Source organism: Paenibacillus sp. FSL R5-0713 (genome assembly GCF_037973325.1).
GTDB lineage: Bacteria > Bacillota > Bacilli > Paenibacillales > Paenibacillaceae > Paenibacillus.
Genome location: NZ_CP150229.1, coordinates 3,546,891 through 3,560,217, shown reverse-complemented (window position 1 = coordinate 3,560,217; position 13,327 = coordinate 3,546,891). Strand labels below are relative to the sequence as shown.

Here is a 13,327-nt window from a genome sequence, read left to right as displayed (position 1 = left end):
CTATTCCCCCTATATGTATGCTATCAGAAAACGCTTAGAGTGAAAGCTTTGTTTACAAACTACACTGCACGGTGTAGTATAACATTTGTAACCTATCAAAACAATGATCAAGGAGGATTCAACCATGAATACCATGCGGTCTTTTGTTGATGTTCTTATTGTCGGGGCCGGTCCCACTGGGCTTACACTTGCCTGCGATCTTGCCCGTCGAAACGTCGCCCATCGTATTATTGAACGAAGCACCTTATACAACGTTGCTTCTCGTGCTAAAGCAATCCAGCCTCGCTCGCTTGAAGTGGTCGATGACTTGGACGCCGTTCATCACATTGTTGACACAGGTGTCGTAGATCTGCCTGTTCGTTATTATACCGCAGATGGCAGGAGTGTGGATAAGCCGTCTATTACCGTGGCAGCCAGCGTCGAACTTGAAACCCCCTATCGTGATCCGGTCTGGATTGCTCAATTTGATGTGGAAAAAGCATTGCGTGACCGATATGCAGAGCTTGGCGGGCATGTTGAGTTGGGCATGGAAGCTGCAGGGCTTGTTCAGGATGTGGATGGTATAACGGTAACCGTAAATTCCTCACAAGGGGAAGAGCACATTCGCACTCGTTATGTCGTCGGCGCTGACGGGGGCAAAAGCAATATTCGCAAGTTTATTCAATTACCGCTGGTTGGAGAAACACACGATCATGAGCGATGGTATCTTGGCGATGTACGATTGGAAGGATTAGATCGTGACCGTATCTATATTTGGACATCTTCAGAGGGGATGGTCGGAGTGACACCGCTGCCGAAATCCGATATTTGGCAACTGCAGGCTACCATTCCAGCAGACCACGAAGAACCAGAGCAGCCGTCGCTAGAGATATATCAAGCCATGTTTGACCGGCGCGCCGGGGCTGGACGTGTTCGACTCACAGATGCTTCCTGGCTGTCCATCTACCGGGTCAACGTTCGAATGGTAGAACGTTATCGTAAAGACCGCGTTTTCCTTGCTGGCGATGCTGCCCATGTTCATTCACCGGCAGGCGGTCAAGGCATGAATACCGGCATACAGGACGCGTACAACCTGGGCTGGAAGCTCGCTGCTGTCATTCGCGGAGCGGATACCTCCTTACTCGACACGTACGATGAAGAGCGCCGTCCTGTGGCTCAAGCCGTGCTTGAGGACAGCACGAAGAAGATGGGAGCGGTTGTTGCAACGGTGACAGAAAGCGGAGAGTTGTCCCAATCTTTGAGTACCATATCCGACGATCTGACGAGTGGACTCCTCATTTCCTATCGGTCAAGTTCTCTTACTCGCCCGTATGCTTTACCCCAGACTGCCTCTCCCTTTCCTGGGGACCGTGCTCCTAATGCTACGGGCCTGCAAGGCACCGGATTTGCAGGAAGTATATTTGACCTATTGCGCGGCCCACACTGGACGCTTTTGGCTTTTGCAAACTGCGTTGATTGTATTGTTCCTTCCTTAAATAACTTCACCGACGATGAACTCCATGTGCATTATATCCTGCCATCTAACGCAGATGGGACGGAAGGCATCATAGACACAGAAGGCAATGCCTATCGAATATACAATGTAGCAAGCAAAGAACTCGTCTTGATTCGTCCCGACGGTTACATCGCACTGCGTACCTCTCTGGATGATACCGCATTAATTTCGAATTACTTGAATTCCATCTATCGCGTAAACTGATTGGGACACTATCGGAATATGGGTCTTGTCTTCGGTTTGGGACAAGAACATATTCCGAGTAATAGCCGCTAAGTTTCCAGGAAGATGAATCAACGATTTTTAATAGCATCTTCAGAATCGTAATTGAAGAATTCTACATCCGCATAGCCTTGTTCTGCTTCGTGGTTCAAGTTGTACACGCCGACCCGGTCTCCTCGATAATGCCCCCATCCAAGTGGAAGACTTCACCAAAGCTGATAAATGACTCTCCATCCAGACTGTATTGATATAAGTTTTCACCAGATCATTTGAATGCAAAACCGTCATACCAGGTGAGCAATGCAACGTGGAAGAGATACCAATGTTAATCCTTAGAGGCAATATCGTTATGATAGGCATCTTCATTATAGTAATGTTCAAAATGTCTGTTCATTTTACTAGCTATGAAATGGGTTCGCCGGGAATGAACAATGGCTCTAAGGACAAAAAACAGAGCTAACAATGTAATAATCGCATATATGATATCCATAATCATCAATGAACTCCTTTCCAGAAGGTAGATGTCATTTCTTTTACCATTCAACCTGATTAAAACGCATATCTTTGTAGTAGAATTCTCGATCCTGTTCGGTAATCTCACGAAGCACTCTGCATGGATTTCCAACAGCAATTACGTTTGCAGGCACGTCCTTGGTTACAACACTGCCGGCACCAATGACACTACCCTCGCCAATTGTGACGCCTGGTAGAATAATCGCTCCGCTTCCAATCCACGTCCCATCTTCAATAACCACGGACAATGCAAACATTCCGCCTTCTTTGCGCTTCTCCGGGTGCACAGGATGACTCGTTACAGCAATCGTTACATTTGGGCCAAACATGACATCATTCCCAATGGTTACTGTATAGTCATCCACCACGGTCAGATTGAAATTAATATATACATTATTTCCTAGGGTCGTATTTGAGCCATAGGACATCCGAAGTGGCGGCTCCATCCACACATTTTCCCCCATACTACCAAAAAGCTGCTTCATTAACGTGTTTCGCATTTCAACATCATCTGGATGCAAATTATTTATTTCATAGCATAAGGCTTTACCTCGCTGGCGTGCTTTGGCTAATTCCGCAGCCTCTTTCGGGTAATTTGCATCATCATCTGAAAATAATTGTTTGCTTGCCATTCGTTCACGGATATTCATATCATCTTCTCCTTTATGAAAAGCTATTATTTAGTAGAGTAAGTTACATAACCCCTGGTAAGATCAGGTTTATGTAAAGTTTCTAGTTAAGTTATTGAGCCACTTAAACTGACGATAACGGGTGAAAGCAATGGGTAGTTTAATTAACTCGTCTAAGCTGATGATGACGTATAAAAAAATGGGAGATACTTGCCAAACAAAAGCGCACAGGTAACTAAGTGGTAAAATAATAAGCCACATGACAACCATGTCACACCATAATCCGAACTTCGCATCTCCACCGGCCGGGAATATACCTGCTATCGTTGTGGAGTTAAAAGACTTCGCAATACAATAATACGCACTAATGTATAACATGCCATCCAGATCGCTTTGAGCGACTGGACTCAGACTGACGATGGAGTAAACTAAAGGTTTAATAAGCAAAATGGTACAGCCTGCAATGGCTCCAAAAATGAGTGCATAATAACACATGTGGTTACCCGCATACTTAGCTTTCTCCATTTCACCCTGCCCCAGATACTTTCCAATCAGTACAGAGCCCCCGGTAGCTATGCCGCCACAGAGAACAACCGCCAAGTTCTTGACTACAGATGCGATGGAGTTTGCCGCTACCATATCGGAGTTCACATGGCCTATAATGGCAGCCGTAGCGGTAAGTGCTCCTCCCCATACGATATAATTCCCCTGCACAGGCAGGGTATATCTCAGGAAATCCTTTAATAGATTACGATGCATACTGTCACGTACTGGTAAACGAAAGCGAATGGATCCCTTAGTAAAGGAATGAATCACACAACATGCCAGTTCAATTATACGTGCCAAGACCGTGGCAAGAGCCACTGCCGCAATCGCAAGTTCCGGATTGGATGGGAATAGTACAAAAATGCCAATAGCATTAAATATAATGTTTAAGACCAAGCATAATGAACTGACCCACGCACTGAGTTTTGCATTTTCCATACTTCGAACTACACTCAGATACATATGCGATAATCCCATGACGAGGTAAGAAAAGGAATTAAACTGTAAAAACCTTGAACCATATTGAATCAATTCAGGATCATTGGTGAATAAGCGCATGAGTGTATCGGGAATCAGGAAGGAAGACAAGAAAAACAGAATCGATATGCTTAGGGAGAATACACAGGCAATACTCAGAATGCGCTGTATGGTTAATGAGTCCTTCTTCCCCCAGTACTGGGCAGTGAGGATACTCGCCCCCGCTGACAATCCCATGTAAAACAATGTTAAGGTAAAGGTGATTTGTCCGGCGAGTGATACGGCTGCCATTACAGATTGACTGATCATACCCAGCATGATCACATCAACAGATATCACCGTTGCGGATATTAGATTTTGTAGTGCAATGGGGATTACAAGCGAGACTAACTCTCGATTAAAATCGCGTTTGCCGAACCCTTGAATCTGCATGCGTTTTCTCACCTGTATCTGTCCTCTCGGTTGTTCTCAATAATATAAAGATAGTACGTAATCGTTGTTGTTTCCATCAATATTGGCTATACTTTTATTAATATCGTATACATTTGTGCAAAGAAGGGATTCTCAATGACAGATTTAGAGGTGTTCTCTGATTTATCAGAACGGTTGGATTATAATCTTCCTGATGTCCCCCTTTATGTCCGCAAAGGAAGCCTTCATCAATTTGATAATCATGCCGCAGTTGCACATTGGCATGTGGATCTGGAGTTTATCTATATATTAAAGGGATCAATGGATTTCTCGGTTAATGGAAGTATCACGCGATTGCATCAAGGAGACGGACTTTTTGTGAATAGCCAACGTTTGCATTTTGGTTACGCTGCTGCGGATCACGACGATTGTTCGTTCCTGGTGGTCGTTATTCATCCCTCTATCCTTGGAGAGAAAACTTCATATCTTAAGACGTACTGGGAAGAGAAGTTCAGTTCCAATATGGCTGATTTTGTTGTACTCACAGAGCAGATGGCCTGGCAACAAGACATCGTACAGTCCATTCAGGAACTCTATCGGGAAATGCATAGGGAACATACGCCTCCCAATCCACTTCGTTTGGTATCCCAAGCGTTGTCGTTGTGCGCTACAATTGGCGATCAGTTGAAGCCTGTTTCCGGTCAACCTGGCATATTAACGCATGTTCAGGAAATGACTCAATTCATTCACCAGAACTATGATCAGAAGATAACACTTGAGGAGATCGCATCTGCCGGAGCTGTTTGCAGAAGTCGATGTTGCCAATTGTTTAACAAATATGTGGGCCAATCGCCAAACAACTATGTCACCCAATATCGACTTCAGAAAAGCTGTGAAATGTTAAAAGAAACACGGAGATCCATAAGTGAAATTGCACTTGCCTGCGGTTTTCAAAGCTCCAGTTATTTTTCGTCCATTTTCCGTAAACAGATGGGTGTAGTTCCACAGCATTATCGCAAACAAGTTACCAACAACGACTCGGACCCCAAGTAACGTTTTTATCCAATGAAAATAGGGCAATCCTAAGATTGCCCCCGTTAGATCGAACATGTAGTACCTTGTCAGACAAGGATTACTGCAAATCCAGGATTTTTTGAATCGTTAGAAGAACACCCTTTTCTTCGTTGGATTTCGTAATGAAACTTGCTGCTTTTTTCGTATTATCACAAGCATTACTTACTGCAAAGCTATATTTGGCGATGGCCATAAGCTCCACATCATTCTCACCGTCACCAAATGACATCGTCTCCTCGTATGTGACACCCAGCATGTCTTGCAGCTTCTTCACGGTCTCTCCTTTGTGTGTGTGTAATGCCGTAATATCCAGCCATCTGGCCTCCGAGTCAACAATGTAAATCTGTCCGAACATTGTACCCTCCACATGCGCTCTTAATGCTGTACTGCGTCCTTCCGTATCAAAGACCGTAATTTTGATAAAATGACTCTCAATGGTTTCGAAGGAATCTGTTTTGATTACACGTTCATAGGAGCCCTTCACGACTTCGTACATTTCTTCGGAAATGGAAGAATGAACGTAAGCAGCATCGCTTGCACATACGATAAGAGTCATCGTGTTGTCGAAATCCTGAATTCGATCAATCGCCTTCATGGCAAGTTCCTTTTCCATGCTGAACTCTTTGATGACTTCACCATCTTTTTTGATTCGAGCAGCGCTGTCACCCAGAATCCAGACTCCTTTGCCATGCTCATCAAACAGTTTTTCTACACGTTCACATTGTTTCCCGGTACAGGCTACAAAAGTAACTCCTTTTTGCTGCATCTCGGCATAAACCTTTTTGAAAAGTTCAACATCGTACGAACCCTTATTGTTCAAAAACGTTCCATCTAAATCAGTGACTACCAGTTTAATCATATTTATGCCCTCCATTGTATAATTTGTTTGCTCTCGTGCTTGAGATAATTCACTTTATTTAAACACTTTATAATGTATATTTAATAAGTGTTTAAATAAACTCATCATGAGTTCTATATGAATGATTGTGATCTCTCGCTACAAAACAAGATTAAAGTATGTAACTGGTTTCATGTCAATTTTTTTATTTTCTTATTCCAGTTGCAAGCGGCTCAAGAAATATGACGGACCGAGGGTAACTGAGAGATACAAGTGATCGCTTCATTTCACATTTCTTTTGGGTTATCCATCCAGTTCGTTCTCGATGTAATATCATTTTGACTTAAAAATCTCCTCAAATCATTGTTCAGTTGTAAAATCTCATTGTTCGCATTATTTGCATAATCCGGCAACATCATATCCCTAACCATTTTAGTTCGCAGCCATGTCATAAAAAATAGATCCAACAATAAGTTCGGAAATTTAAGCACCATTTTAAAAATGGGCGGATCGAGTGAAACGCCAGCTTGTTGTATTGCCCTTAGATACGTTTTCAAAGTGACTGTTATTCGGTGTGCCGTCGTTCTGGTTCTGGCTGTTTTGTGATCAATGATCTTATGTTCAGAATGCAAAAAGCTCAACATGGCAATGTCTGATACGGAATGTGTGATTAGATACGATTGCATATCCTTTTTAATGACGTAGGGAAGCTTGGCTGTCTTAAATAATTTTGCAAGGTTCTCTATACGCTCTGTCACCACACCATTAATTTCTCCAAATACAGTTGCAGCTATAAACCTTGGTAAAAATCGAGCATGTAATACTTCATCTTTAATCTGTCCTCCGAAGCCTGGAAAAGCTGGTAAAAGTCTATCTCCTACGATATCCAGCCACGAGGAAAATCCAATGGAGTTACTAGTCATCGTAATTATATTTTTGCTTTGATTATCTTTTAGCGCGAACAACGCTGATTCGGATCGATCATAACGAACGGTAACGAAAATAAAATCATATACATCGTCATGTTCGAGTGTATCAATGACATTCACTTCAATCGATCTAACTGCCCCTTTTTCTACATATTGCAGGCCATTTTTTCTCAATGATTTATATCTATTCGAATGTGCAAACACGGTAACATCAAATCCTGCTTCAATAAACTTAATTGCGTACATGCTCCCGATAACACCTGCACCAAAAATTAAAATTCTTTCTTGTGTGGTTGACATGTTCCACCCCCTAGGTAATAATATTTCCTTTTGATTATCAGACAACATGTTGTGTGATGCGATTATAAATCTTCATTATGCCTTGATCAACCAGCAGTTTTTTAATATTTGTCGGATAATACTCGTATTCCATAACAGGAGGAAAACATGAAAAAGCAACCTCAAATAACGGAGAAAACAAGACAAAAGTTTATAGTAGTTTTCTGTGAGCTATATAGTCAAAAGCCGATTGAAAAAATTTCGGTTCAGGAAATTGCAAATAACTCAGGATATAACCGCAGCACCTTTTATCAATACTTTACGGACATTTACGCATTGTTAGACGCTGTTGAAAATGATCTGTTGAATGACATATAACGCCATACTTAATTGAGTTTTACCTGACAACTTCCCTTGCTTTATTTCGTCTTTGGCTCCAGCGTGAAAAGGATTTATCATCAGAAGAATTTCTCAATTTAGTGCAGAACCTATACTCAAGAGGAATTACCCATCTGAATCAATACTAAGGGATAATTGATTCCTGTGGCGGTGGCATCTCATAGGCTCCTGCCTTCTGTTACATCGCTCCCTTTAAAAAAAGAAAAACTCGTACAGGCAGGGTATTTACTTCCCTGCCTGTACGAGCGTCTGTGCTTAATTACACTCCGACATTTAATCCGGATGTTTTTAGCAATCGTTTTAATTCATATAGTGATATTCCAGAAGGTCCTTCAAATTTGAGATTTTCTGCAGTAGCTTCTCTCCAACATTGGTTTCCTTCACCAGTTTTCGTTCCAGTTCCTTATCCACCAGTCTTTTTACAGACAATACGTCCGTTCCGTTGCATAACACATCTTCTTTTGAATTAAATTTCTGATGGGCGACGAGCTGCATGCCAAAGGAATTAAACAGCAACGTATATCCGGCAATGCCCGTTGTGGATTGATAGGCTTTGGAAAAACCGCCGTCAATCACGATCATTTTACCGTTTGCTTTAACAGGGCTCTCTCCACGAATTTCTTTGACTGGCGTGTGGCCGTTAATGACATGTCCATGATCCGGATTCAAATCAAACTCCTGCAGGATTTTCCGGCACACCTCTTCATTCTCACGTAAATGGTAGTAGGGATTCTTGTTCTCCTTATGTGCTTCTTTATCCTGGATAAAATACCGTTCAAACGTAGTCATTTCTCTCTTTCCAAAGAGCGAGGAACATTCCCCTGTCCAGATGTACCATACCATATCCGTCGCCAGATCTTCTGTCTCCTCCGGATGCGCGAAGGCGTAGCGTAGATAATCTTCAAAAACATCAAGCAATTGACGACCCGCATATGTCTTGTCTTCAATCTGCATTTCTTCCATATTTCCTTCTTCATCCAAAGGAATACAGCCGTGGATTAACAAATTCCCGTTGTATTTTAAATAAAGACTACCCTTCTTCATAAGAAAGTTCATATGTCTGGCCAGCTTTTCGGAATGCTGAACGGAGAACAGGAGCTTTTCCATTACCTGACGTTCTTCTTCCAGCAATTGCTCAGGCTGCTGCGGATTTACGGTGCTAAAACAGGTGTTTTCCAATGTGTACGTTTTTCCGCAGATATTAATTTCATTGTTGTCGTAATCAATCTTCTCCAGCAAAAGTCTTTCAGACATATTGAAGTATGGGCGTCTCTTAATAATCGGGATTTCCAGTTTAAACTGGATCATGGCAATGGCCTGGTGAATTTTGGTGATCTGCAGAATTTCCTGCTCCGATACGTTATGGCCAGCTTGCAGTTTAGGTCTAAAGGGCAGATTGTCTTCGTAATATTTCTCCGCCAGATTTAGTAGTGGGCGCAGATTAATTCCGTACACATCTTCAATGATGTCCAGATTATCGTACCTGGCGCAGATCCGGATAATATTCGCAAGGCAGACCAGAGAACCCGCATAAGCACCGATCCAGAGGACATCATGGTTCCCCCACTGAATGTCTACAGAATGGTAGTTGATTAGCGTGTCCATAATTTTATCAGGGTCCGGCCCCCGGTCATAGATATCTCCAACCACATGAAGATGGTCAACTACCAGGCGTTGGGTCGTATAAGCAAGGCCGATGATGAGCTTGTCCGCCTGTCCCAAGGATATAATTTGTCGATATATTTCCTCGTAATAAGGGTCCTTATTGTTGGTCGAGTCCGTCTTATATAGAAGCTCTTCTACAATATATACATACTGCTCCGGCAGAGCTTTACGCAATTTCGAGCGCGTATACTTGGAAGAGGCATAAGAGATAAGCTTAAGCATGTGTTCAATCGTTCGTCTATACCACTGGTTCAGAGCCTGTTTATTGCTCAGTTCACCTATGACCAGCTGTATTTTTTCTTCCGGATAATAAACCAAAGCGGCAAAATCATTGATTTCTTGATCTGTCCAAGATTCCCGGAATAATTCTTTGATTTTCTCTCTGACGGTACCCGAACCGTTTCTTAGTACATGCTGAAATGCCTGGAACTCCCCATGCAAATCGCTGACAAAATGCTCGGTTCCCTTCGGGAGATTGGAGATCGCTTCAAGGTTGATGATCTCGGTTACGATCTTTTCTTCCGTATCATATTTTTCGGCCAATAAATCTAGAAACTGCTCATCCAAAACAGATGTCCCCCTCCAAAGAAGTAATGTCTTCCCCAATCATACTCCAATTCGTCGTAGATGAACAAATTTCATTGAAACTGTATGTTAATGTCTATCTTTAAACCGTTTAATCGCATCCTCAGTCACGGGCTCAAAAAGGTTAAGTAGGTTGCCATCGGGATCGCGGAACAGCATGGAACGGTTTCCCCACGGCATCATGGTCGGTTCTTTTACCCAATGATCGACAAATGACTTTAAGCGCTCATATTCGGCTTCTACATCATCGACTCGAAACTCAATAATGACAGTACGGTTATGAGCGCTCAGTACAGCATCCGTACCGAATAACTGTGCCGTCTGGGTATGTCCTATTGCAAGGGTACATGATGGCACAACGAGTTCGGCAAATACCGGTGCAGGTCGTTCTGCCGTAACCTCCAAGACTTTTTCGTAGAACTCAACGAGACGATCCACGTCGTCAGTAATGATGCGTACAGAAGAAAAATTCACAATATATCATCCTTTCTAAATCTAACTGTGTCCTATTTTTTTGTAAAACAGACATGTTACTTATCCATATCTTTTACTTTTACATATCCAATGATAAAAAAACGCTACTGACAACGTTATGTCAGTAGCGTTTTAAAATGATTGGGGCTTTCTTTCACTTCACTCTAAAGTTATTTTGAGCATATTTGGATACGACAGGTACCGCACTGAACAGATAGCCTACAGTCAATACAATTAAGACAACAGTGAGCACCCACAGAGTTGGACCTAAAAACATCGTTATAACAAAGCCTAATGAAATAAGACTGTTCACTAATGTAAAAAGAGGATTATTGGTGTCCAACTCCGTTGTGTAGGGTTGGAATACATAATATACCAATAGATGATGTACTGAGAAAAATATGGACAGTGTCATCGTCATAAACCAGATGGCAAGCAATGTACTTATATCCTTTCCTTCAGACAAAACAAGTATAGAGATACTTAGTACGGCTGCTAGACACGCACCTAATTTTAGGTTTAAGGATAATACACTTCTAAATCTTAGACGAAAATGTTGCTTCGCATGCTTGCGATAAAAGGAGTAGCGCATAAGCTGCATATCACAATGGTAAAATAGCCCCTTACAAACCTCTCGACCTATTGTCAGGCTTAGCATAGCCATAATGAGTATAGGCGTAAATCGTTCCACCGTGTTTAGAGAGACATGATCTCTGAAGATGAGTGCCAAGAAAGATAGTAATAATCCGATGATCATAATAGCTGTTAAACGTCTGCGAAAAGGCAAATGGACGAGATGATCGTGCCGAGTAAACAGGAGGTTGTGAATTTGCTCGTATCCCCTTTTATCCAATGAAGGTTGCAAGCGATCATGCAGGTAAGCCGAGGAATCGCTACTATGCTCATGATCTTTTGACTGAACCATTTTCTGTTGAAGATTAGCCATCATGATTTCCGTATTTAACAAAGGATCAGCTTGGTTCGTTACTGCGCGTACTGCTGCTGTGTAATCGGTATGTTTGAGTAAGATATAACCAGCAACAGTCCCCGATAACAATATGAGTGTGACAAGCCACCGTTGATCCAATATCACCGCTCCCCCAAGAGGAATGCTCAGTGACGTCAATGGAAGGTACGCAGCAGTTAGTGTGAGTATCATAACCAAGCCCATAATCCATGTTTTCTGTATAAGGATAGTCCCTTTCCATCGAAAAATGGCCAAATGTATAACTTCGCTCATTACGCGCCAAATCGTCATAACTCCAACGATCAGAAGCGCATGAGATATTGAAAAATCAAAGAACCATGAAACCAAAGAAAAGGCAATCCCTTGATACAGAAAGAATGTAGTATACCGGTAAAACAGCCCGGCTCGCATAAATTTGGTAGGCACAATTCGCATAAGTCGAACAGCAGTATACTTCAATTTGTTTGATTCCAAAACTTTTGCACTAGTCATTCCGGCCATGACTCCACTAATGCAAAAATACATGTGAAGAAGAAGTGCAAACCGCTCTGTCGTGTTATATCCCTCTGTCCATAAGAATATGGGCAATGCAAGCATGCCCCCGATATACAATAAACTTTCTAACAGACCAGCGACAAACATCAAAATCACTGCGATCGCGCCAAGGATACGTTTCGTCCGAAAAGCAGCATAGGTTTGTTCACTAATTAAACGGCCTACAACGGGTATCCTCTGCATGAAATATATGAGGCGGTTTACGAGAGTAATAATCTGCAGCTGCCGCATGCGAGAAATCGTACTAAACATTTCCTGCATCGGCATTCTCCTTCTCAACTCTGTTTTCCATCTGTTTCCGTTCTGTTTCTGTAGGAGCAATATCGCTTTTATTTCGCAATAATTTAATGACCTTCTCTTCAAAATCGGGCTGGGTGAGGATATCGGGCGAAATCTGCGTCAAACTGCCATCATTCAGAATAATTAATTCATCACACAGATCGGTTGCCAATTGTAATATATGAGTTGAGAAAATGAGTACATGATCCTTTTTCATATTTCGCAGCAATTGTTTCATCTCGCTGGCAACGATGACATCAAAGGAAGTGAGAGGTTCATCTAGCAAGATTACTGTTGGTTTAGTGAGTAAAAATAACATCATTTGCACTTTGTTTTTCATTCCATGTGAGTAGTGCTTAATGAGTTTATGCCGGTCTTCCTGTGTCATGTGCATCATATCAAAGAGAGCGTCAATATCATCTCCTCGACCTTCAATCACTTCAAAATTAATATCAATGAAAAAACGTACAAACTCATATCCCGTTAGAAACTCCGGTAACAATGGCATGGAATATACATATCCAACATCATCTATCTCGATGTTACGTGATGTGGATTCGTCCACGACTTTCATAGTGCCACCATCTGCCTGTATCTCGCCACCTAAACAATTAAATAATGTTGTTTTTCCAGCACCATTTCGTCCCAAAAGGCCATATATCTTTCCTTTTTCAAATTGAAAACTGAGATCGTTTAATACGTGTTGATCACCAAAACTCTTCCTTACATTCTGAAGTACCAATTTCATTTATTTTCTCCTCACATTCACCATAATTAGTTAGTCGTTTACCTGAATCTTCATTCATAGATACAACAAAGTTACTGTTCTCATTTGCAAACATATTTAAAAGTTGTGTCGTTTTCATATAATCAGTCCTCTCATTATTTTGAGAATCGTCTTTCTTGATCGATATAGCCAATATTGGTAAAATAGACAATCCTTCATAATGTATTCAATTTTGAACGTAGAATCCCTCTCTTTGAACCACT

The 13,327-nt window shown here is 41.9% G+C and carries 12 protein-coding genes; 3 read left to right on the top strand and 9 right to left on the bottom strand.

Going from position 1 to position 13,327, the window contains the following annotated elements:
- The first annotated feature begins 124 nt into the window (after positions 1–124).
- Positions 125–1,699 (top strand): FAD-dependent monooxygenase, encoded by a 1,575-nt coding sequence (locus tag MKZ12_RS15840; RefSeq protein WP_339255361.1) that lies wholly within the window; start codon positions 125–127, stop codon positions 1,697–1,699.
- 551 nt (positions 1,700–2,250) lie between these two features.
- Here MKZ12_RS15840 and MKZ12_RS15835 read toward each other — a convergent pair.
- Together MKZ12_RS15835 and MKZ12_RS15830 are read right to left on the bottom strand one after the other, a co-directional pair.
- Entirely contained in the window at positions 2,251–2,880 is a 630-nt protein-coding gene (locus tag MKZ12_RS15835) for a sugar O-acetyltransferase (RefSeq protein WP_339255359.1), read from the bottom strand.
- Between the two features lie 69 nt (positions 2,881–2,949).
- A complete protein-coding gene (locus MKZ12_RS15830; protein ID WP_339255358.1) occupies positions 2,950–4,326 on the bottom strand; it encodes an MATE family efflux transporter in 1,377 nt (458 codons plus the stop codon).
- A gap of 123 nt (positions 4,327–4,449) precedes the next feature.
- On the opposite strand from MKZ12_RS15830, the gene MKZ12_RS15825 reads away from it, so the two are divergent.
- On the top strand, positions 4,450–5,346 hold the full coding sequence (locus MKZ12_RS15825) for an AraC family transcriptional regulator (protein ID WP_339255356.1): 897 nt from the start codon (positions 4,450–4,452) through the stop codon (positions 5,344–5,346).
- 79 nt (positions 5,347–5,425) lie between these two features.
- Here the strand turns inward: MKZ12_RS15825 and MKZ12_RS15820 are convergent, their stop codons facing one another.
- Both MKZ12_RS15820 and MKZ12_RS15815 read right to left on the bottom strand, forming a co-directional pair.
- Positions 5,426–6,226: a Cof-type HAD-IIB family hydrolase gene (locus tag MKZ12_RS15820; protein ID WP_339255355.1), complete on the bottom strand. Its 801-nt coding sequence runs from the start codon at positions 6,224–6,226 to the stop codon at positions 5,426–5,428.
- Between the two features lie 266 nt (positions 6,227–6,492).
- Entirely contained in the window at positions 6,493–7,434 is a 942-nt protein-coding gene (locus MKZ12_RS15815; protein WP_339255353.1) for a 2-dehydropantoate 2-reductase N-terminal domain-containing protein, read from the bottom strand.
- 147 nt (positions 7,435–7,581) lie between these two features.
- On the opposite strand from MKZ12_RS15815, the gene MKZ12_RS15810 reads away from it, so the two are divergent.
- Positions 7,582–7,791, top strand: coding sequence for a TetR/AcrR family transcriptional regulator (locus MKZ12_RS15810; protein WP_339255351.1), 210 nt, complete (start codon positions 7,582–7,584; stop codon positions 7,789–7,791).
- A 321-nt stretch (positions 7,792–8,112) separates the two neighbouring features.
- Here MKZ12_RS15810 and MKZ12_RS15805 read toward each other — a convergent pair whose 3' ends face one another.
- From MKZ12_RS15805 to MKZ12_RS15785, 5 genes are all read right to left on the bottom strand, one after another.
- A complete protein-coding gene (locus MKZ12_RS15805) occupies positions 8,113–10,044 on the bottom strand; it encodes a fructose-1,6-bisphosphatase (RefSeq protein WP_339255349.1) in 1,932 nt (643 codons plus the stop codon).
- An 87-nt stretch (positions 10,045–10,131) separates the two neighbouring features.
- Positions 10,132–10,536, bottom strand: coding sequence for a VOC family protein (locus tag MKZ12_RS15800; RefSeq protein WP_339233681.1), 405 nt, complete (start codon positions 10,534–10,536; stop codon positions 10,132–10,134).
- A 154-nt stretch (positions 10,537–10,690) separates the two neighbouring features.
- Positions 10,691–12,319: a hypothetical protein gene (locus MKZ12_RS15795; protein WP_339255347.1), complete on the bottom strand. Its 1,629-nt coding sequence runs from the start codon at positions 12,317–12,319 to the stop codon at positions 10,691–10,693.
- Positions 12,303–13,085, bottom strand: a complete 783-nt coding sequence (locus MKZ12_RS15790; protein ID WP_339255345.1) for an ABC transporter ATP-binding protein — start codon at positions 13,083–13,085, stop codon at positions 12,303–12,305. Before MKZ12_RS15790 ends, MKZ12_RS15795 begins: the two co-directional genes overlap by 17 nt.
- The gene (locus tag MKZ12_RS15785; RefSeq protein ID WP_339255343.1) at positions 13,045–13,203 is read right to left on the bottom strand and encodes a hypothetical protein; all 159 of its coding nucleotides are present in this window, start codon (positions 13,201–13,203) and stop codon (positions 13,045–13,047) included. The genes MKZ12_RS15790 and MKZ12_RS15785 overlap by 41 nt, the downstream gene beginning before the upstream one ends.
- Positions 13,204–13,327: the final 124 nt, after the last annotated feature.

What these genes read in the sequence shown, in the direction of transcription:
- MKZ12_RS15840 (WP_339255361.1), top strand. Translation starts at nt 125, where the DNA reads ATGAATACCATGCGGTCTTTTGTTGATGTTCTTATTGTCGGGGCCGGT.
- MKZ12_RS15835 (WP_339255359.1), bottom strand. Translation starts at nt 2,880, where the DNA reads ATGAATATCCGTGAACGAATGGCAAGCAAACAATTATTTTCAGATGAT.
- MKZ12_RS15825 (WP_339255356.1), top strand. Translation starts at nt 4,450, where the DNA reads ATGACAGATTTAGAGGTGTTCTCTGATTTATCAGAACGGTTGGATTAT.
- MKZ12_RS15820 (WP_339255355.1), bottom strand. Translation starts at nt 6,226, where the DNA reads ATGATTAAACTGGTAGTCACTGATTTAGATGGAACGTTTTTGAACAAT.
- MKZ12_RS15815 (WP_339255353.1), bottom strand. Translation starts at nt 7,434, where the DNA reads ATGTCAACCACACAAGAAAGAATTTTAATTTTTGGTGCAGGTGTTATC.
- MKZ12_RS15810 (WP_339255351.1), top strand. Translation starts at nt 7,582, where the DNA reads ATGAAAAAGCAACCTCAAATAACGGAGAAAACAAGACAAAAGTTTATA.
- MKZ12_RS15795 (WP_339255347.1), bottom strand. Translation starts at nt 12,319, where the DNA reads ATGCAGGAAATGTTTAGTACGATTTCTCGCATGCGGCAGCTGCAGATT.
- MKZ12_RS15790 (WP_339255345.1), bottom strand. Translation starts at nt 13,085, where the DNA reads ATGAAATTGGTACTTCAGAATGTAAGGAAGAGTTTTGGTGATCAACAC.
- MKZ12_RS15785 (WP_339255343.1), bottom strand. Translation starts at nt 13,203, where the DNA reads ATGAAAACGACACAACTTTTAAATATGTTTGCAAATGAGAACAGTAAC.